The organism is Micrococcaceae bacterium Sec5.8 (assembly GCA_039636775.1).
Lineage (GTDB): Bacteria > Actinomycetota > Actinomycetes > Actinomycetales > Micrococcaceae > Arthrobacter.
In genome coordinates this window covers 2,420,893-2,440,912 of sequence record CP143429.1, presented here as the reverse complement: position 1 = coordinate 2,440,912, position 20,020 = coordinate 2,420,893, and the positions used below count along the sequence as shown (strand labels likewise).

Here is a 20,020-nt window from a genome sequence, read left to right as displayed (position 1 = left end):
ACCATGCCGGAACTGCCCGAGGTTGAAGTGGTGCGCCGCGGCCTGGTGAGCTGGGTTCGCGGCCGCACCATCACCGCTGTCCAGGTGGTGGACCCACGCTCCGTCCGCCGGCACCTGCTCGGCCCGGAGGACTTCGCCGGGAACCTGGAAGGCGCCCGCGTCCTTGACGTGGTCCGGCGCGGCAAGTTCCTCTGGCTGCCGCTGGCGGACACGCCCCTCGATTCCCCCGACAGCGGCCAAGGGGACGCGGGACGCCCCGGCGTCGCCCTGATGGCGCATCTGGGCATGTCCGGGCAACTGCTCATGCAGGACTCCTCGGCGGCCGACGAAAAACACCTCAAAGTGCGGCTGAGCCTCAGCCCGGCAGAGGGCATGCCCGGACAGCTCCGGTTCGTGGACCAGCGGATCTTCGGCGGGCTCTTCCTCACCTCGCTGGTCCCCACGGCCGACGGCGGTCCCGGCGGCCTCGCCGAAACGCCCCTGCCGCTGATCGCCGGGGAAGCCGCACACATCGCCCGGGACCCGCTGGACCCCTATTTCTCCTTCGACGAGTTCTACCGCCGGCTCCGGGCCCGCAAAACCGGTCTCAAACGCGCCCTGCTGGACCAGGGCCTCGTCTCCGGAATCGGCAACATCTACGCGGACGAGGCCCTGTGGAAAGCCAGGCTGCACTATGCCCGACCCACCGACACCCTGCGCCGCGCCGACGCGCTGCGGGTCCTTGACGCCGCCCGTGAGGTCATGACCGACGCCCTCGCCGCCGGCGGAACCAGCTTCGACTCGCTCTACGTCAACGTCAACGGCGCCTCCGGCTACTTCGACCGCTCGCTCAACGCCTACGGCCGCGAAGGCCTGGAGTGCAAGCGCTGCGCCGCGGCCGGAATCGTCAGCATCATGAAGCGGGAACAGTTCATGAACCGCTCGTCCTATTCCTGCCCGATCTGCCAGCCCCGGCCACGTAACGGCCGCTGGTAGGCCAGCCCGCAGCGTGGAAAAAAGCATGGCCATCACAAGTCCCCGCGATGACCACGAGATACCTGAGCTGGGGGCGTTGTCCCGGCTGGGCCTGGGCGAGGAATGGTTGCGGGCCGTGCTGTGGGAAAACGGAGCCCGCCTGCTTGACCTACCGGCGGTTCACCTCTGATGCTTGGGTTGCCCGGTCCCGCGGTTCTCTATCCGGCGGGAGCAAGGAGGAGCCACGATGTGGGGAATAGAGTCAAAACAGCGAACCGCCTGGCCGAAGGGCATGACCATCACGATTGAGGACCATGCGCAGCACCTGAAAATGCTGCTGTTCATCCGACAGGCATGGTCAGTCGCCCAGGACGTTGACATTCCGGAGCTCAGCCCCGTGCCTGCGACCGGGACGTCGAGGATCCCGGTGTCAGCCAGCCGCGAGGTGTGGGAGAAACGATGGAGGCAGCAATGGGCCCGCAGCTGGGCCTGGTTTGACGTCAGCAGAGTCCAGGACGGCCCAATGTCGCAGGACGAGATGCGGGACATTTCCCGCCCCGGACAGGATCTCCACCCGATCGTGCCACCGTTCTGGCCCATCGAGTACGGCGAAGACGGATTCGATCTGGCGGCCTTCACTGCGTGGGACATGCAGACGATCCCGGCGTTTCCCTCCCGCTCCGAACGGGACAGCCTGCCGGCACTGATTGATGCATGGCAGGACGGGCTGACGACCGTCCTCGTGCTGCCCTACCGGGGCTACTTCGTGCAGCGCCTGAACAGCAGCCATCTCGTGGTCTCAGCTGAGACCAGGAACGACCCCGCGCTCTACACCAGGGCCCTTCAAACGCGGCGGTGAGGCCTTTCTAGCGGGAGCCGTAGTGCCCGGCCAGCCTCGCCAGGCCCTCGTCCAGCGACACGGCCGGAACCCAGTCGAGGAGTTCGCGGGTTTCCCGCTGGTCAAACCAGTGCGCGGTGGAAAGCTGTTCGGCCAGGAATCTGGTCATGGGCGGTTCCTCCGCCCGCCCGGACCGGAGCCACACCTTTTCCACCAGCGATCCTGCCGCCCGGGCCAGCCCGCCCGGCACCGACCACGACGGCGCCGGGACGCCGCCGGCGGCGCAGATCCCCGCCAGCAGTTCGCCCACCGGCCGGGGTTCGCCGTTGCTGACCACCAGCGCCCGGCCGGAGACGTGGTCCATCCGATGCAGCGCGGCGACGATGGCTGCGGCGGCATTGTCCACGTAGGTGGTGTCGATCAGAGCCGCTCCCGCGTCGAGCAGCGGCAGCCGACGGCGGCCGGCACGGTCCAGCACCCGTTCCACCAGCTGCGTGTCACCCGGGCCCCATACGATGTGCGGGCGCACCGCCGCGACCCGGAGCTCCGGCGAGTTAGCGGCCAGCGCCAGCAGTTCGGCCTCGGCCTTTGTCCGGGAATACTCGCCGTGCGCACAGGCAGGGTCCGCCGGCTCGGCACCCAGTCCGGCAATCGCAGCCCCGGAGTTGGCCACCGACGGGGATGAGACGAACACCAGATCCCGCACGCCGGCGTCGCCGGCGGCGCGGAGCAGACTGCGGGTGCCCTCCACGTTCACGGCGTCGAAGTCCGCGGCCCGGCCGGTGAAGGACACCTTCGCGGCCAGGTGGATGACGCCCTCGGCGCCGGCGAGTGCGCGCCGGACGGCGTGTACATCGGTGATGGACCCCGTCAGGTCCGCGGCGCCGTCGACGCCCGCGGGCCGGCGCTGGAACGTGGTGACGTCATGGCCCTGGCGCACGAGTTGCCGGGCGACTTCCCCGCCGAGCAGGCCGCTCGCGCCGGTGACAAGGACCTTCATGGGGTGCCTGCGCGGCCGCCGGCCAGTACTGCCGATGCCCACCGCGACAGGCGGGTCCGGTCAATCTTGGCGTTGTGGCGGATGTCGGTGGGCTGGGACGAGACAACCAGGACGGCGGAGACGCTGACGCCGGCCTTGCGGGCCGCCGCCCGGACGCGGCCCGCAAGCTGGGGCGCGGCAGGACCGGCCCGGCGGGCGGCGGGAATGGTCTCCACGACGGCGGCGACGGCCTGCGTCCCGGCCGGGCCCACGCCGACAACAGCGGCCAGCCCGACGCCGTGCAGGCGTTCGATGGCCTGTTCGGCGCCCACCGGCGTGATGAAGGCATCCGGTGCCGTCACGACGTGCGCGAGTCGTCCTTCCACCCAAAGCCGGCCAGCGGCATCGAGGTGCCCGACGTCGCCGGTCCGGTGCCAGCCTGCCGTGTGGGCGCTGTCGCGCTGGGTCAGCCAGAGCCTGTCGTAGGTTTCCTTCACGTGCGGAGCGCACGCCAGGATCTCACCGGTCACCGCCGGCACGGTCACGGGATTGTCGCCCGGGGCCGTGCCGTCGGCCGCGAGCGGGATGAGGGCCACGCGGGCGCCGTGCACCGGCAGGCCCACGCAGACGCCGTTCCCGGCGCCGGCCATCGTTCCGGCGGCCGCGTCCGCTTCCGCGGCGCGGATCTGTTCGAGGCTGATGTCCGTCACGGGCAGGGCCTCGGTCATCCCGTATGGGGTGTGCAGGGAGGCGGAGGGCAGGAGCTCCTGCACGGCGGCGAGGAGGGGTTCGGCCACGGGCGCGCCGGCGGAGAGCAGCAGCTCCACACGCTCCAGGGCCTGGTGCCCCGCCCGGTTCAGGCTGTCCCGGGTGGCGAGGACGTTGCGCAGCGCCGCGGGGGAGGCGAAGACCACGGTGGCGCCGATGGCCGCTGCGGCGTCCGCCAGTGCCTGGGCCGTCAAGGTCCGGGGTGCCGTCACATCCATGGCGGGCGTCACGGAGACGGCACCCAGGGCCGGTCCCAGCAGGGCGAACGGCGCGAAACCCGCCACCAGACGCGCACCGGGTTGAATGCCCAGCGTCGCGGCCACGGTGTCCCGCATCGCCGCCAGCCGCCGGTGGGTATACAGCACGCCCTTGGCGGGGCCGGTGGATCCGGAGGTGAAAAGCACCGCAGCGGGCGCGTCCGGATCCGGGACCTGCATGGACGGCGTGGTCCCGGTCCCGAGCTTGCCGCGGCGGGCGAGGGCGGCCAGGGAGGTCTCGACGCCGAGGAGCCGGCGTTGGGCTGCCGGGAGCTCCCGCACGCTGATGCGGCGCCCCGGCCAGCCGAGCACTGCTGCGGCGGCGAGAGCCTTGTCGATGCCGATCAGGAAATCCGGAGTGGCGCCCTTGACGGCACGGCTCAGGCCGCGGGTGCCGAGGCCGGCGTCGGCCACCACCACCACGGCGCCCAGCCGCAGGCAGGCGTAGAGGACCACTGTCAGGTCCACGCCCGGCGGCACCATCAGGCTCACGCGGCTGCCGGGCCCGACGCCGGTCTCCTGCAGTCCCGCCGCGGCGGCGGCGACGTTTCGTTCCAGGTCCAGCCAGCTGAGCGAGCGGGCGACCGTGCCGTCCGCTGCCATTTCCGCGACGGCGGTGTCCGTGCCGGCCGGTCCGGCGGCGAGCTCCGTGAGCGGCGCCCACAGCGGCGGTGCGGAAGGGGTGGGGGCATCCACCGGGCAGGTGTCGGCGTCCACCGGACGGCTGTCGGCGCCCACCGGACGGCTGTCCGGGGCCTGCCCGGCGAGCCACTCGAAAATGGGGGTGGCGATGTCCCTGTCCTCGGCGACCAGGTGCCCGGCTCCTTCGAAGCGGTGTACTTTCGCTTCGGGCAGCCGGGTAATGAGGTCCTTGAGGTACCGGTCGGAGAAGATCGGATCCCGCGGTCCCCAGAGCATCAGCGCCGGAACCTTGAGTCCGTGCAGGCCGTCAGCGACGCGGGTGAGCGCGGGGAAGCTGGGATGGGACGCGTCGGCAGGGATGTCCGCGACAAAATTCCCCACGCCGGCGCGGCGGGCGGCGCCCCGGTAGGGGGCCATGAATGCGCTGCGGACCTCAGGGGTCAACGGCGGGTGGGCCAGGGAGTGCGTCACCCGCAGAAAGGCATCCGACGTCGTGGTTCCCCAGCGGTGCACAGCCGGGTGCAGGGCCAGCCGCAGCGCCGGCGGGATGGGGGAGCCGGCCGGCTGGTGGACGGCAGTGTTGGTCAGAACCACGCCGGCGAGCTGCTCCGGGTGGTCCAGGGCCCAGCCAAGGCTGATCACGCCGCCCCAGTCGTGGCCGACCGTGACCACCGGGCCGTCCAGCTCCAGTGCGTCCGTGAGGTCGCCAAGGTCTGTGATCCGGTCCGTCAGGCGCCGGAACGTGCCGGTGCGCTCGGAGTAGCCCATGTCCAGCTGGTCCACGGCCACCACGCGCCAGGGCTGCGCGGGGTCGGATCCGGCGGCCAGCAGGGTCCGCCAGAGGTAGGACCAAGTGGGGTTGCCGTGGACGCACAGCAGGGTGCCGGCCGGAGCCAGGCCGCGGCGGCTGAGCTGGGCGCCGTTGTCAAGCAGGTGCCAGCGGCGCACGGTTCCCGGCGCGTCCCCGGCGGAACTGGAGGCCACCTCGATGTCGCGCGACCACTCGGGGTCGACGCCGGGCCAGTCGGCGGTTACCAAACGATTTCCACCATGGCGGTGTTGAGGCCGGAACCGACGCCCATGCACAGCACACGGTCCCCGGCGCCGAGGTTCTGCGCCTCGGCGGCCAAGGTCATGGGCAGGGAAGCCGGTCCCACATTGCCCCAGTGCGGGAATGTGATGGGCACCTTGTCCGGGTCCAAGTCAATGGCGTCGATGATCGCCTGGGTGTAGGCGGTGCTCACCTGGTGCGTGACGTAACGGTCCATCGAAGCCCAGTCCCACTCCGGCTGCGCCTCGTGCCAGGCATCCACCACCAGCTGCAGGCCGCCGTCGAGCAGGCCCTTGGTGTCCGTGGCCATGCCGTCGATGCCGCCCACACACAGCTCATGGTGCTCGGTGCCGGCGCGCATCACACCGCCGAGGATCCGGTGGCCGCCGGGATGGTCGTCGGCCGGGCCCAGGACCGCAGCAGCCGCCCCCGAGCCCAGCGTCAAGGTGGCGAACTCGCGGTTGAAGTCTTCGCGGGTGGTCTCCGGCCGCTGCAGCCGGGCCAGGGTGGCCTCCTGCGTCGCCTGGGCGTCCTCGCCGTTGACGATCACCGCGTATTTGATCTGGCCGGAGTCGATCATGTTAGCCGCCAGGGTCATGCCGTTGACGAATCCGAGGCAGGCGTTGGCGAGGTCGAAGTTCATCGCCGACGACGGGAGGCTCAGTCCATGGTGGATCTTCACCGCGACCGACGGTTCCAGGTTCCGCCGCGTCACGGAGGTGTTGATCAGCAAACCCACCTCGGACGCCTCGATGCCGGACTCGGCCAGGGCCTTCGCGCCCGCTTCAATGGCGGCGTCGTCGAACGAGGTCCCGGGAGCCCACCATCGCCGGTGGGTGACGCCGGCCACCCGTTCGAGCAGCCGCGGGGGAAACTTCAACCGGTGCAAAGTCGAAGCCAGCTTGTGGTCAAAATCCTTGGAACTGATGATCCTCGGAGCCTCGACGCTGCTCACCGCAAGCAGGGCGGTGTTGCGGTGCCGGAATGTTGCATTCCCTATCAAAATCAAGCCTCTGTTCGTGTCTGTCCTGCGCTCCGGCGGCTAACCCCGCCTTTGAGCACAAGCCCAAGAGCTTAACTATGCCCGGTGCCAATCCATTCCTGCATCTGCAAATTGAGGCAACTGCCCCGTGGTTGCCTCAGGTTCTGCACGGAAATGTCCCTGCCCCGCAGTAGATTGTAGGTATCCGCGGCTGTCCCCACCACCCGCGTCCGCCGAGCAGGAGACCAGAAACACCTTGCATCTGAAAAGCCTGACCGTCCGGGGATTCAAGTCCTTCGCCTCGGCGACGACCTTCGAATTCGAGCCAGGCGTCACCGCCGTCGTGGGACCCAACGGCTCCGGCAAGTCCAATGTGGTGGACGCCCTGGCCTGGGTGATGGGCGAACAAGGCGCCAAGACCCTCCGCGGCGGCAAAATGGAGGACGTGATTTTCGCCGGCACGTCCGGACGCCCGCCGCTGGGCCGCGCGCATGTTTCCCTCACCATCGACAACAGCGACGGCGCCCTGCCCATCGAATACAGCGAAGTCACGATTTCCCGCACGCTGTTCCGCACCGGCGGCTCGGAATACGCCATCAATGGCGCCGGCTGCCGGCTCCTGGACATCCAGGAACTCCTCTCCGACTCCGGCCTGGGCCGGGAAATGCACGTCATCGTGGGGCAGGGCCAACTGGACAAGGTGCTCCATGCCACCCCTGAGGACCGGCGCGGCTTCATTGAAGAAGCCGCCGGCATCCTCAAACACCGCCGCCGCAAGGAAAAAACGGTCCGCAAACTCGAAGCGATGCAGGCCAACCTCGCCCGCCTCAGCGACCTCACCGGCGAAATCCGGCGCCAGCTCACGCCGCTGGGCAAACAAGCCGAGGTAGCCCGGCGGGCCCAGAGTGTGCAGTTCGAAGTCCGGGATGCACGCTCCCGCCTCCTCGCGGACGACCTCGTCCAGCAGCAGTCCGCCCTGGCCCAGGACGTCGCGGACGAGAGCGCGCTCAAAGCCCGGCGCGGCGTCGTCGGGCAGGAACTTGAGACCGGCAGGCAGCGGCAAGCCAGCCTGGAACACCTCGCGGCCGAGGCTACGCCCAAGCTCAACGCAGCCCGCGACACCTGGTACCAGCTCTCCACCGGCCGGGAACGGCTGCGCTCGCTGGGCTCGCTCGCCGAGGAACGGCGCCGGTTGCTGGGCACCGCCGACGCCGTGCCGGATTCCGGCCGCGACCCCGACCAGCTGGACCGCCAGGCCGCACGCGTCCGCGAGGAACAGGCCGGGCTGGAACGCCAGATCGTGGACCGCCGTGGCACCCTGGACGGCACTACGGCGGCCAAACAGGACGCCGAAAACGCCGCAGCGGCCGAGGACAAGCGGCTCGCCTCCTTGCTCCGCGCCGCCGCGGACCGCCGCGAGGGCCTGGCCAAACTGGCCGGACAGGTGGGTGCCGCACGCTCCCGGGTCGAAGCCGCGCAGGCCGAACTCGGCCGGCTCCGTGAATCCCTGAAGGCGGGCGAGGAACGCCGCCGGCAGGCGCACAGCGAATTCACCGCCCTCGAATCCCAGGTTGCCGGCGTGGAGGACGGCGAGGAAACCCTCGACGCCGACTATGAGGACGCCAGCGCGGCCCTGGACGCCGTCGCGGCCGACATCGATGCGCTCACAGCAGCCGAACGCGACGCTGAGCGCGAGCGCGGGGCCCTGATGGCCCGCCGCGACGCCCTGCAACTGGGACTGAACCGCAAGGACGGCTCCGGGCACGTCCTCGGCTCGGGCCTCCCCGGGGTCCTCGGCTCTTTGGCGTCCATGGTCACCGTTGAGCCCGGCTTCGAGGCCGCCGTTGCCGCGGCCCTCGGCGCCTCCTCCGACGCCGTCGTGGTCCGGGACAGCGCGGCTGCGGCCGCCGCCGTCCGGAACCTGAAGGACGACGACGCCGGCCGGGCCGCCCTGCTGCTGTCCGAGGTCCCTTCCGCCGCCGGTCCGGATCTCCCCTCCGGCGGGGCGCCGCAGCCCGAAGCCGGGACTCCCAGCGCCGACCTGCCCGTCGGCGCCCGGTGGGCCTCCGAGCTCATCACAGCATCCGGCACCGACGCTGCCGCCCCGCCTCTGCCGCTGACCGCGCTGCTGGCGGGCATCGCCGTCGTCGATGACCTGGACGCCGCAGCGGCCCTGGTGGCCGCCCGTCCGGGCCTGACCGCCGTGACCCTGGCCGGGGATGTGCTCACGGCGCTGAGCGTGAGTGGCGGCTCCGCGACGGCACCGTCGCTGCTGGAGGTGCAGGCAGCGGTGGACGACGCGTCCGCCCGGCTTGCCGCGGTGACCGCCGAGCTGGAGCGCCACCGCTTCGCCCTCGCCGCCGCTCGGGACCGGCGGGCCGCGGCGCAGGGCCGCGCCGACGCGGCCCTCGAGAAACTCCATGATTCCGATGCCCGGCTGGCGGCTGTCGCCGAACGTCTGGGGCACCTGAACTCCGTGCTGCGCAGCGCCGTCGGCGAGAGCGAACGGCTCGCCGCCTCCCTCGCAAAAGCCGAAGCCAACATCGTGACCGAACAGCAGACGCTGACCGCGGTGGCGGCACGGCTCGCCGCCGCCCAGGAAGCTCCGGCCGAGGAAGAACCGTCCCCGGAACACCGGGACGCGCTGGCTCTCGCCGCGTCACTGGCCCGCAGCGCCGAAATGGACGCCCGGCTCGCCCTGCGCAGCGCCGAAGAGCAGCTCACCGCTACCCGCAACCGGGCCTCGTCGCTCGAGCGCGCCGCCGCCACCGAACGCCGCGCCCGCGAGGAAGCCGCCGAACGGGCCCGCCGCCGCCGGCTCCAGGCGCACCGCGCCGCGGCCGTCACCGCCGCCGTCGCCGAAGTCATCGGTTTCCTGGACGTCTCCGTGGAACTCGCCCGGCAGGAACGGGACAGCGCCGAGGAACGCAAGGAACAGATGGACGCCGAGCTCGCCGCTGTGCGCGGCAGCAACGACGCGCTGGCCCGCGAACTGGCCGAGCTGACCGACTCCGTGCACCGCGACGAACTGGCCCGCACCCAGCAGCGCCTCCGAATCGAAGCCCTGGAACTTCGCAGCATCGAGGAACTGGGGTTGACCGCCGAGCAGTTGGTGGCCGGTTTCGGCCCCGACCAGCCCGTCCCCGTCGCCGCTACGGCATCGGGCGACAAATGGGCTGCCCTGCGTGCGCCGGTCGATGAAGACGGCCGCGAGATCGTGGCCGGCAAACCCTTCGTCCGCGAGGAGCAGGAGAAACGGCTGAAGCGTGCCGAAAAAGACCTGTCCGCGCTGGGCCGGGTCAACCCGCTGGCGCTGGAGGAATTCGCCGCCCTCGAGGAACGCCACCAGTTCCTCAGCGCCCAGCTCGAGGACCTCAAAGCGAGCCGGAAGGACCTGCTGGACATCATCAAGGAAGTGGACGAGCGCGTCCAGAAGGTCTTCACCGAGGCTTTCGAGGACACCTCGGAGCAGTTCGTCCGAATCTTCGCCCGGCTCTTCCCCGGCGGTGAGGGCAGGCTGGTCCTCACCGACCCCACCGACATGCTCACCACCGGCATCGAGGTCGAGGCGCGGCCGGCGGGCAAGCGGATCAAGCGGCTCTCGCTGCTCTCCGGCGGCGAACGGTCGCTGACCGCGGTGGCCCTGCTCGTCGCAATCTTCAAGGCCCGGCCTTCACCCTTTTACGTCATGGATGAGGTGGAAGCGGCCCTGGATGACACCAACCTAAGCCGGCTCATCACCATTTTCGAGGAACTGCGCGAGTCCAGCCAGCTGATCATCATCACGCACCAGAAACGCACCATGGAAGTTGCCGACGCTCTCTACGGCGTGACCATGCGCGGCGACGGCGTCTCCACCGTCATCAGCCAGCGCCTCGGCGTCCAGACCTAAACAGCGGCCCGTCGGCCCCGGCCGGCCCGGGGGCCGGGGCCCGTCCGCTCCGGTTTTCCGGCTCCGCGGCCGCTTTCCGGTTTGTGAGAAGCTAGGGGAGTGAACGACATCCTCCCCATTCTCCTGCCCATTCTTGCCGCCCTGGTGGTCCTCGGTGCGCTCCTTCCGGTTCTAATGAAGACCCGGAAGAACATCACCAACTACCCCGGAACCCGGGACGAGAACGATCCTGTGCAGCCGGGTGCCGGCGGAACCCTCCTGGAAGACCGTCCTGCTCCCACCCGGGACCGGAACGCACCTGACGGCGTCGACCTGGAGGGCCTGGAAACGGTTGACGTGCCGGACAACGTCGCCGGACTGGAAACCGTCCCCGTGGAGACGCCGCTGCCGGTGGCAGGGCGCCTGATCCGCCTGCGCGAACGGCTCGTCCGGTCCAACAACATCTTCGGCAAGGGCTTGCTGGCCCTGCTCTCCGCCGACAAGATCGATGAGGACGTCTGGGATGAGGTGGAGGAAACCCTCCTGCTCGCCGACCTCGGCACCGAGCCCACCCTGCAGCTCGTGGACGCACTGCGGGAACGCGTCAAGGTGCTTGGCACCCGCTCCCCGGAGCAGGTCAAAGCCCTGCTCCGCGAGGAACTGATCAAGCTGGTGGACCCCACGATGGACCGCACGCTGCGGGTCCAGCGCCACGCCGACAAGCCCGCCGTCGTGCTGGTGGTGGGCGTCAACGGCGTCGGCAAGACCACCACGGTGGGCAAGCTCGCCCGGGTGCTCGTCGCCGAGGACAAGGACGTTTTGCTCGGGGCTGCAGATACGTTCCGAGCCGCCGCCGCCGAGCAGCTCGCCACCTGGGGCAGCCGCGTCGGTGTTCCCACGGTGAAGTCCGACGTCGACGGCGCTGACCCGGCGTCCGTCGCCTACGAGGCGGTCAAGGCAGGCATCGACCAGGAAGTCGACGTCGTCATGATTGACACCGCCGGGCGTCTGCAGAACAAAACCGGCCTGATGGACGAGCTCGGTAAGGTCAAACGCGTCATCGAGAAGCTGGCCGAGGTGGACGAGGTGCTTCTGGTCCTGGACGCCACCACCGGCCAGAACGGCCTGAACCAGGCCAGGGTGTTCGCCGAGGTAGTCAACATCACCGGCATCGTCCTGACCAAGCTGGACGGAACCGCCAAGGGCGGCATTGTGGTGGCCATTCAGAAGTCGCTCGGCGTCCCGGTCAAGCTCATCGGCCTCGGCGAAGGCGCGGACGATCTCGCCCCGTTCGACGCCGAGAACTTCGTCGATGCCATCCTGAATTAGGCCCCGCCGCCGCACCGCTTAAACCCGGCTGGCTCCCGGGTAGTGCCGTTCGCTGAACTGAACGGCACCACCCGGGAGCCAGTTGCCTTTAAGGGGTCTTAGGACGGGACGTTCGTCTAGTACGTGTAGTTCAGGACAGTCACGGTGCCGGCCGTCAGCTTGAACGTCTGCGTCGCGGAACCGGGCTTGAAGCCCTCCACCGTGGCCCGGTCGGCGAGTGGAACCGGTCCGGATTTGTCTCCGTCAATGGCCGTGCCATCCTGCGAGGCGTAACTGGGCCCGGTGAGCTGGCTCATGGTGCCCGTCCGGGCCTTGCCCGGCAGGTCGAGGGTGACGGCCGTTTGGGCAGCCTTCTCCGGCTCGTTTTCGTTGACCAGGACCACGGTGGTGCTGCCGTCCGCGTTCTGCAGGGCGTAGGACGTGGCAAGACCGCCGCCGGTGCTGATATTTTTCAGGAACTTTCCGCCCTCAAGCTGGCTGACCATGGCAATGCCGAAGAAATTGGCCCGTGCGGAGAGCTCGCCGTCCGGTTTGAGGTACGGGCCGCCGTTGCAGATGGCTGACATGGGCGGTCCGCCGGCGCACGTCAGCAGGGAGCTGTGGAAGGCAAGTTTGGCTATGCCGAGCTGCGCGGCGTTCAGGCTGTAGTCGGCCGCCCACAACGCCGAAGCATGTGTTTTGGTGATCTCGTTCGACCCCGGGCACGTTGAGGCGCCGGTCTCGGGCAGCCAGGTTTCGATTCCCGCCGCGTTTCCGGCCCTGAGCGCCTCATTGAGGTATTCGATGTTGCGCTGGTGCATGTTGGCGTTCATGAGGTTGCCCATCACCGGGGAGCTGGTGGGGGTGCTGCCATCGCAGCTGAACAGGGCGTAGTAATGAAAGGTCAGGATCTTGCGCTGCGGCAGTTTGACGTCGATGAAGGGCTGCCACCAGGTTTCGTCGTAGGTTCCGGGCCCTGAGATCGGCAGGTTGGGTGCCACCGCGTAAATCGCAGCGGCATAGGCCTGCAGTTCTTTGAGGTAGTCCGCCACGATGTAGCTCGCCGGACGGACCCCGTCGGCGGCGTACCCGTTCGGTTCGTTGCCGACGGTGACGCTGAGAAGACGGTCACCGAAAATTTCCGTGGCGTGTTTGACCAGGTCCGCGGCCCGGGCCGGGTCATAGTGTCCGAGGTCAACGGTGATGGTGACCTTGGCGTCGGTCGCCTTCAGCAGCGAAGCCACCCGGGCCAGGTCTGCCGGGCCGACCGCCCGGGGCACGTGCGCCTTATCCCCTCGGTAGTTCTCGGGCAGGGGTTCCCCGGAGGAGGTCCAGAAAAAGCGACGGTCGACGGCCCGCCCGCCGAACCGCAGGAACGGCTGGTCCATCTGCTTCAGGAGCGCCACCATGGAGGCGTTGTCCGCGGTGAGGGCCGGATCGCCGAGGTCCGTGGCCTCCAGCGACAGTCCGGCGGTGCTTTTGTTCAGAGTTGTACCCACCGGGTCCGCTGAAACGGTGACTTGCTGTGCTGCCACCGGTTCCAGCGGCGAGCCGGCGGGCGGGCCGAGCTGTTTGTAGAACGGATCCTTGGTCGGCGACGGCGCAGCCTTCGCCGAGGCGGGGGCCGGGGTGGCGCTGGCGCTGGTGCTCGGGGCGGGGGACGCTGCAGCGTCGCCGGACGTCGTGGGCCGCAGGAACAGCACCAGGGACGCGAGCACGGCAAGGACGGCGAGCACTGAGATCACGACGGCGGGACGGAGCCTTTTCTGTCGCGTTGCCGTTCCGTCGGGGTGTCCGTCGGGGGAACTGTCATCGGGGGTGGGCCCCGGGGTGGGCTCGGGCGGACCTTCGTGGGATGGCATGTAAAAATTCTCCGGCTTCTGCGTGGGGACTCCCCACAGCCTAACGAAGTCCGTCTGCTGGATGCTCTCAGGCGGCGCGCGCCGCCGGGCGCTGGAATGTTTCCCGGGCCAGCAGCCAGCCCGCGGCGGCGGCAATCAGGATGCCGCCGGTGACGCCGAAGGCCCAGCCGTACCCCAGCCGGTCTGCCAGGAGCCCGGCCAGGACGGGGCCGACGATCGCGCCGCTGTCGGAGGACATCTGGAAGATCGCGAGTACCCGCCCGCCGGAGCGTTCGTTGCCGATCACGTCGGCCATGGCCGCCTGCTGCGCCGGGCCCAGCAGGCCCGACCCGATGCCGGCGGCGGCGGTGGCGGCGAGGAACCAGGGCAGCTCGTGGGTGAAGCCGATCAACGCCGTCGCTGTGCCGGTGACCAGCAGCCCGGAGATCATCATCGGCTTCCGGCCCAGGCTGTCGGCGAGTTTGCCGGAGAAGGTCAGGGCCACCGCGTTCGCCGCGGCGAACATCGCCAGCGCCCAGCCCGCCGATTCCGGGCCAGCGTTCAGAGCGGCGACGGCGAACAGCGGCACCGTGGCCATGCGCACCCCGAAGGTGGCCCACCCGTTCGCGAAGCTGGAGAACAGCCCCGCCCGGTAGGCGCTGTCCTGCAGGGCGGTGCGCAGCTCCATGGCCGGAGCTGTGCCCCCGTCCGGGCGGGAGCCGGCCGGTACGTGGCTCAGCTGGGTCTGCACCACGAGGGCTGCCAGGATCAGGGCCCCCGCGTAGACCAGGAACGGCACCCGCAGGCCAAAACCGGCCAGGAGGCCGCCCACCACCGGCCCGCAGACGTTGCCGATCAGAAACGCCGAGGCGTAGGCCCCGGAGACCCGGCCGCGGCTTTCCGGCGGCGCCAGCCGGACCACCAGGGCCATCGACGCCACCGTGAACATCACCGAGCCGGCGCCGCCGAGTCCCCGGAAGATCAGCAGCTGCCAGTAGTCCTGCGCGAAGGCGCACGCCGCCGTCGACGCCGCCACAATCAGCAGGCCGGCCACGTAGACCGGGCGTTCCCCGAGCCGGACAATCAGCGCGCCGCCGGCGGGAGCGAAGACGAGCCGCATGAACGCAAAGATGCTCACGATCACGGCGGCCGCCGTCGCACCGACGTCGAAGGTGGTGGCGAACTGGGGGAGGACGGGGGCCACGAGGCCGAAGCCGAGGGCGATGAGGAAGGCGGCCACCAGCATCACCTTGATGTCCCGGGGCAGCACAGCCTTTCCACCGGTCCGTGGAACGGCTCGGGGCGGGGAACCCTCGGGGCGGCGGGACTTACTCATGGTGGTGGCTTCCTGGCGGTGTGGCGTGGGGGAGGGCACGGTGTTGGATCGCGTGAAACATAACCGTAACAAGAAGGAATTGCACCATTTACTTCCGGGAGGTTCTTGTAACACCCCGGCAATCTAAATCCTCCGCCGGCGAAACACGCCACCGACAAAATCTTCTTAGAACGCAAACCGCGTTGAGGCACGCAGAAGACTCCGCAACAACAACTTTCCGATCGCATCCAAGCAAGGAGGACGTGCACCATGGAACTTACCGCAGGTCACGTATGGCTGATGGTGGCAGCAGCACTTGTGCTGTTCATGACACCAGGACTCGCATTTTTCTACGGCGGCATGACGCGCGCCAAAGCCGCACTGAACATGATGATGATGAGCTTCATCTCCATCGGCATGGTCGGTGTGGTCTGGGTGCTGTGGGGTGCTTCGATGAGCTCCGGTGAGGGCTTCCTGCAGATAGTGGGCAACCCGTTCGCCACCTTCGGGCTGGAGGGCATCGACACTCCTGACGGACTGATCAAGGTTGGGTACGCGGCCACCTTCGCCATCATCACCGTCGCCCTGATCAGCGGCGCCATCGCCGACCGGGCCAAGTTCGGCGCCTGGTCCGTGTTCGTTCCGGTCTGGGTCACCCTGGTGTACTGCCCGTTGGCCTACATGGTCTGGGGTGGCGGGCTGTTCGGCCCGGAGGGCGCAATCGGCAAGGCCCTGGGCCCGGCGATTGACTTCGCCGGCGGCACGGTGGTCCACATCAACGCCGGTGTAGCCGCGCTGATGCTCGTGTTGATCATCGGCAACCGCAAGGGCTTCGGCAAGGATCCCAACCACCGCCCGCACAACATCCCGTTCGTGATGCTCGGTGCCGCCATCCTCTGGTTCGGCTGGTTCGGCTTCAACGGCGGCGCAGCAACCACCGCAGAACAGGGCGGCCTGATCTGGGTCAACACCCTGGCCGCCCCGGCCGCGGCCATGCTCGGCTGGCTTGTGACCGAACGCATCCGTGACGGCCACCCGACCTCGCTCGGTGCCGCCTCCGGTGTGGTCGCCGGCCTCGTCGCCATCACCCCGGCCTGCGCCAACGTCAGCCCGATCGGCGCCCTGTGCCTCGGCGTCGTGGCCGGTGTGGCCTCATCCCTCGCCGTCGGCCTGAAGTTCCGCTGGGGCTTTGACGACTCACTCGACGTCGTGGGTGTCCACCTCGTCTCGGGCATCATCGGCACCGTGGCCCTGGGCTTCATCGCCCTCCCGGTCGAAGGCGTGGGCGGCGGCCTCTTCTACGGCGGCGGCTTCACCCAGCTGTGGGCCCAGCTCGCAGTGGCCGGCATCGCCATCGCCTACTCAGCGGTGCTGACCTCGATCATCGCCCTGGCCATCCACAAGACCATGGGGTTCCGGGTTTCCCCGGAGCAGGAAGTGGTGGGCGTGGACCTGAGCCTGCACGCCGAGACCGCCTACGAGTTCGGCGTCGGCGGCCACGGTGGAAGCTTCACCCCGCTGCACGAGCTCATCACCGGCAAGGCCCAGGCCGCAGCGGCCCCGGCCGGAGCGGTGGACCCGGCGTCCAACGGCAAGAAGTCCGCAGCAGCAGGTAAGGAAAGTGTCGAAGCATGAAACTCATCACAGCAATCGTCCGGCCTGAAAAGCTCGACACCATCCGCGAAGGACTTGAAGCCTACGGCGTACAGGGCCTGACCGTCAGCGCGGCCAGCGGTTACGGCCGGCAGCGCGGCTACACCGAGGTGTACCGCGGCGCCGAGTACAACGTGGACCTGCTGCCAAAGATCCGGGTTGAGGTCCTGGCCACCGACGAACAGGCAGACGACATCCTCGATGTCATCATCGCCAGCTCGAACACCGGCCGCGCCGGTGACGGCAAGGTCTGGACGATGGACGTGTTCGAAGCGGTGCGGGTCCGCACCGGGGAACGCGGCTCAGCCGCCATTTAGCGGGCAGTCCCACAAAGCAGTCGCACAAAGAGGGCGGGCCGGGAACCTGGAAAGGTTCCCGGCCCGCCCTACGTTTTGCTCAGGCCGGCCAGCCCTCCGGACCGTCGCTTCCGGCCGCGTATTCCTCCAACGGTGCGCTGCCCCGACCCCAGGCCTTGAGGACCGGTTCCAGGATCCGCCAGCAGTCCTCGGCGGTATCGGCGCGGACCGAGAGCAGGGGATCGCCGGCCAGGACGCCTTCCAGGACTTCCCCGTACGGCAGCAGCGCCGAGGCGCTGAGTTCCGCCCCCAGCGTGGCGCGGTCCAGGCTGAGGACGTCGCCGGGTCCGTTGACATCGACGTCGAACTGCAGCGTGTCCGGGCCGAAGCCGATCCGCAACTGGTTGGGGGCGTCCACCCCGGTGAAACCCTTCGGCAGGTGCGGCACCGGCCGGAAGGTCACCACCGCTTCCTTGCGGGTGTTGGCCAGGGCCTTGCCGGACCGAAGGATGAACGGCACCCCCTGCCACCGCCAGTTGTCGATCTCCACTTCAACCTCGGCCAGGGTCTCGGTTCCCCGGGACGCGTCGACGCCGTCCTCCCTGGCATAGTCCGGAACCTCCCTGCCGTCCGCCGTTCCGGCGGTGTACCGGGCCCGGCGGGTGCTCTTGGCAAAGGGCGCCTTGATGCTGCTGGCCCGCAGCACCGTGGCTACGGCGTCGCGGAGGTCCCGCTCATCCACCGAGGCCGGAGGCTCGATCGCCATCAGGGCCATGATCTGCAGCAGGTGGCTTTGGATCATGTCGCGGAGGGCGCCGGCGCCGTCGTAATACCGGGCCCGCCCCTCCAGCGCCAGGTCCTCGTCAAAGACAATCTCCACCTTTTCCACGTACCGGCGGTTCCAGACCGGCTCCAGGAAGGTGTTGGCGAAGCGCAGCCCCAGAATGTTCAGGACTGTCGCTTTGCCCAGGAAGTGGTCCACCCGGTGGATGTGGTCCTCCGGGACCAGGGCGGCCAGGGTCTGGTTGAGGTGCCGGGCCGAGTCCTCGCTGGAACCGAACGGTTTCTCCATGACCAGGCGGGTTCCGGCGGGCACCTGGTCCGGCTTCAGCGCCTCGCAGGCGAGCTGGCTGATCCGCGGCGGCAGCGCGAAGTAGACCGCCACCGGTCCGTCCAGGGTGGCCAGCAGCCCGGCCAGCTGCCCGTCGGCGGTGACATCGAGCTGGTGGTAACTGGTGGATTGGCGGATCCGCTTCAGCTCCTGCTTCCCGGCCGAGTCGGCCTGGGAGTTGGCGTCGGCAAAGGATTCCTCAAGGCGCTGGAGCCACCGGTCCGCGGTCCAGTCATCCGAACCGGCGCCCACCAGGGTCAGGCCGTCGGCGCGGCCCCGGGACACCAGCCGGGCGAGCCCGGGCAGCAGCAGCCTGCCGGTGAGGTCCCCCGAGGCGCCGAGGATGAGCAAAGTTTTTACACTCGTTTGGCTGGTCATCTAAGCCAGCATGCCATCTGATGGGCCGGTCTTGGTACCCTAGATAGTCGAGTCCCGTTGTCGAGGCGGTTCGTTCAGGCGAACATCAGTCGCGACACTGGCGTGCCGGACCGGCCGCCATCTGTAGATCCACTGAAAGAAGTGCACGGCGCGTGTTCAATTCACTCTCTGACCGGTTGACAGCAACCTTCAAGAATCTCCGTGGCAAGGGCCGCCTGACCGAGGCGGACGTTGACGCCACGGTCCGCGAAATCCGGCGGGCCCTTCTGGACGCCGACGTCGCCGTCCCCGTTGTCCGCGAATTCACCGCGCGGGTGCGCGAGCGTGCCCTCGGCGCCGAGGTCTCGGCCGCGCTGAACCCGGGCCAGCAGATCGTGAAAATCGTCAACGAGGAACTCGTGGAGATCCTCGGCGGTGAAACCCGCCGGATCCGGCTCGCGAAGACCGGCCCCACCATCATCATGCTCGCCGGCCTCCAGGGTGCCGGTAAGACCACGCTGGCCGGCAAGCTTTCCAAGTACCTTAAGGCCCAGGGCCACAGCCCCATGCTGGTGGCCTGCGACCTGCAGCGCCCCAACGCCGTCACCCAGCTTCAGGTGGTGGGCAAGCGCGCCGGGGTGCCCGTCTACGCCCCGCACCCGGGCGCCACCTCCACCGAACTGGACCACCCCGCCGGTGACCCGGTCGCCGTCGCCCGCGCCGGCGTCGAGGAAGCCAAGCGCACCCTGCACGACGTCGTGATCGTGGACACCGCCGGCCGCACCGGCGTTGACGCCGAGATGATGGAGCAGGCGCGCCAGATCCGCCGCGCCATCGTCCCGAACGAGGTGCTCTTCGTGGTGGACGCCATGATCGGCCAGGACGCCGTGAACACGGCCATGGCCTTCGATGAAGGCGTCAACTTCACCGGCATCGTGCTCTCCAAGCTCGACGGCGACGCCCGCGGCGGTGCCGCACTTTCGGTCTCCTCCATCACCGGCAAGCCCGTGATGTTCGCGTCCACCGGCGAAGGCCTGGACGATTTCGAGCTCTTCCACCCGGACCGCATGGCCTCGCGCATCCTCGATCTCGGTGACGTGCTCACCCTGATCGAACAGGCGGAGAAGTCCTGGGACAAGGACGAAGCCGCCCGGATGGCGCAGAAGTTCGCCGACCAGGAAGATTTCACCCTGGACGACTTCCTCGCCCAGATGCAGCAGATCCGCAACATGGGCTCCATGAAGAAAATGCTCATGATGATGCCCGGAGCGCAGAACATCCGGCAGCAGCTCGAGCAGTTCGACGAGCGCGAGATTGACCGCGTCGAGGCGATCGTGCGTTCCATGACCCCGCACGAACGCGTCGCCCCCAAGATCATCAACGGCTCCCGCCGGGCCCGGATCGCCCGCGGTTCCGGTGTGCACGTCTCCGAGGTCAACGGCCTGCTGGAGCGGTTTGCCCAGGCCCAGAAGATGATGAAGAAGATGGCCGCCGGCGGCGGCATGCCCGGCATGCCGGGGATGCCGGGGATGGGCGGCGGCTCCCGCAAGAACGCCAAGAGCGCGCCCAAGAAGAAGGCCCGCTCCGGCAACCCCGCCAAGGCTGCCCAGGAACTCAAGGACGCCCAGGCCCGCCGGGCCGAGGGCGCCAAGGCTCTTCCGACCGGCGCCGCCTTCGGCCAGCAGGGCGCCGACTTCGATCCCTCCCAGCTGAATCTGCCCAAGGGCTTTGACAAGTTCCTCGGCGGCGGCAAATAGGCCCTCGCGGCCGATATGTCGCGGGCCCATTGTGGGTCCG

General features: G+C 69.1%; 14 protein-coding genes. 8 read left to right on the top strand and 6 right to left on the bottom strand.

All coding sequences use genetic code 11. The annotated features are described in order from the left end of the window. Positions 1–3: 3 nt before the first annotated feature. From mutM to VUN84_11225, 3 genes are all read left to right on the top strand, one after another. Positions 4–975: a bifunctional DNA-formamidopyrimidine glycosylase/DNA-(apurinic or apyrimidinic site) lyase gene (mutM, locus tag VUN84_11235; protein XAS62895.1), complete on the top strand. Its 972-nt coding sequence runs from the start codon at positions 4–6 to the stop codon at positions 973–975. A 25-nt stretch (positions 976–1,000) separates the two neighbouring features. Next, entirely contained in the window at positions 1,001–1,144 is a 144-nt protein-coding gene (locus VUN84_11230) for a hypothetical protein (GenBank protein XAS62894.1), read from the top strand. 102 nt (positions 1,145–1,246) lie between these two features. Continuing rightward, entirely contained in the window at positions 1,247–1,813 is a 567-nt protein-coding gene (locus VUN84_11225; GenBank protein ID XAS62893.1) for a hypothetical protein, read from the top strand. A 7-nt stretch (positions 1,814–1,820) separates the two neighbouring features. Here the strand turns inward: VUN84_11225 and VUN84_11220 are convergent, their stop codons facing one another. The 3 genes from VUN84_11220 to VUN84_11210 are packed head-to-tail and all read right to left on the bottom strand — an operon-like array spanning position 1,821 to position 6,492. Beyond that, positions 1,821–2,792: an NAD-dependent epimerase/dehydratase family protein gene (locus tag VUN84_11220; protein ID XAS62892.1), complete on the bottom strand. Its 972-nt coding sequence runs from the start codon at positions 2,790–2,792 to the stop codon at positions 1,821–1,823. Next, the gene (locus VUN84_11215; GenBank protein ID XAS62891.1) at positions 2,789–5,476 is read right to left on the bottom strand and encodes an alpha/beta fold hydrolase; all 2,688 of its coding nucleotides are present in this window, start codon (positions 5,474–5,476) and stop codon (positions 2,789–2,791) included. The genes VUN84_11220 and VUN84_11215 overlap by 4 nt, the downstream gene beginning before the upstream one ends. Beyond that, positions 5,470–6,492, bottom strand: a complete 1,023-nt coding sequence (locus VUN84_11210; protein XAS62890.1) for a 3-oxoacyl-ACP synthase III — start codon at positions 6,490–6,492, stop codon at positions 5,470–5,472. Before VUN84_11210 ends, VUN84_11215 begins: the two co-directional genes overlap by 7 nt. Positions 6,493–6,727: 235 nt before the next feature. On the opposite strand from VUN84_11210, the gene smc reads away from it, so the two are divergent. Together smc and ftsY are read left to right on the top strand one after the other, a co-directional pair. Continuing rightward, the gene (smc, locus tag VUN84_11205) at positions 6,728–10,363 is read left to right on the top strand and encodes a chromosome segregation protein SMC (protein XAS62889.1); all 3,636 of its coding nucleotides are present in this window, start codon (positions 6,728–6,730) and stop codon (positions 10,361–10,363) included. Between the two features lie 99 nt (positions 10,364–10,462). Beyond that, positions 10,463–11,671 (top strand): signal recognition particle-docking protein FtsY, encoded by a 1,209-nt coding sequence (ftsY, locus tag VUN84_11200; GenBank protein ID XAS62888.1) that lies wholly within the window; start codon positions 10,463–10,465, stop codon positions 11,669–11,671. Positions 11,672–11,787: 116 nt separating this feature from the next. Here ftsY and VUN84_11195 read toward each other — a convergent pair whose 3' ends face one another. Together VUN84_11195 and VUN84_11190 are read right to left on the bottom strand one after the other, a co-directional pair. Then, positions 11,788–13,512, bottom strand: a complete 1,725-nt coding sequence (locus tag VUN84_11195; GenBank protein ID XAS62887.1) for a hypothetical protein — start codon at positions 13,510–13,512, stop codon at positions 11,788–11,790. Between the two features lie 67 nt (positions 13,513–13,579). After that, a complete protein-coding gene (locus tag VUN84_11190) occupies positions 13,580–14,827 on the bottom strand; it encodes an MFS transporter (protein XAS62886.1) in 1,248 nt (415 codons plus the stop codon). Between the two features lie 249 nt (positions 14,828–15,076). Here VUN84_11190 and VUN84_11185 point away from each other — a divergent pair, with 249 nt between their 5' ends. After that, positions 15,077–16,441, top strand: coding sequence for an ammonium transporter (locus VUN84_11185; GenBank protein ID XAS62885.1), 1,365 nt, complete (start codon positions 15,077–15,079; stop codon positions 16,439–16,441). Beyond that, entirely contained in the window at positions 16,438–16,776 is a 339-nt protein-coding gene (locus VUN84_11180) for a P-II family nitrogen regulator (protein XAS62884.1), read from the top strand. The genes VUN84_11185 and VUN84_11180 overlap by 4 nt, the downstream gene beginning before the upstream one ends. Positions 16,777–16,855: 79 nt before the next feature. On the opposite strand, the gene VUN84_11175 is transcribed toward VUN84_11180, so the two are convergent. Beyond that, complete coding sequence (locus VUN84_11175; GenBank protein XAS62883.1) at positions 16,856–18,244, bottom strand: glucose-6-phosphate dehydrogenase; 1,389 nt, start codon at positions 18,242–18,244, stop codon at positions 16,856–16,858. A 152-nt stretch (positions 18,245–18,396) separates the two neighbouring features. Here VUN84_11175 and ffh point away from each other — a divergent pair, with 152 nt between their 5' ends. Then, positions 18,397–19,980, top strand: a complete 1,584-nt coding sequence (gene ffh / locus VUN84_11170) for a signal recognition particle protein (GenBank protein XAS62882.1) — start codon at positions 18,397–18,399, stop codon at positions 19,978–19,980. Positions 19,981–20,020 lie beyond the last annotated feature (40 nt).

Bases quoted from the DNA above. Each gene is read 5' to 3' on its own strand.
- VUN84_11230 (XAS62894.1), top strand. From the start codon at position 1,001: ATGGCCATCACAAGTCCCCGCGATGACCACGAGATACCTGAGCTGGGG.
- VUN84_11175 (XAS62883.1), bottom strand. From the start codon at position 18,244: ATGACCAGCCAAACGAGTGTAAAAACTTTGCTCATCCTCGGCGCCTCG.
- VUN84_11195 (XAS62887.1), bottom strand. From the start codon at position 13,512: ATGCCATCCCACGAAGGTCCGCCCGAGCCCACCCCGGGGCCCACCCCC.
- VUN84_11180 (XAS62884.1), top strand. From the start codon at position 16,438: ATGAAACTCATCACAGCAATCGTCCGGCCTGAAAAGCTCGACACCATC.
- VUN84_11225 (XAS62893.1), top strand. From the start codon at position 1,247: ATGACCATCACGATTGAGGACCATGCGCAGCACCTGAAAATGCTGCTG.
- VUN84_11190 (XAS62886.1), bottom strand. From the start codon at position 14,827: ATGAGTAAGTCCCGCCGCCCCGAGGGTTCCCCGCCCCGAGCCGTTCCA.
- VUN84_11185 (XAS62885.1), top strand. From the start codon at position 15,077: ATGGAACTTACCGCAGGTCACGTATGGCTGATGGTGGCAGCAGCACTT.
- mutM (XAS62895.1), top strand. From the start codon at position 4: ATGCCGGAACTGCCCGAGGTTGAAGTGGTGCGCCGCGGCCTGGTGAGC.
- VUN84_11220 (XAS62892.1), bottom strand. From the start codon at position 2,792: ATGAAGGTCCTTGTCACCGGCGCGAGCGGCCTGCTCGGCGGGGAAGTC.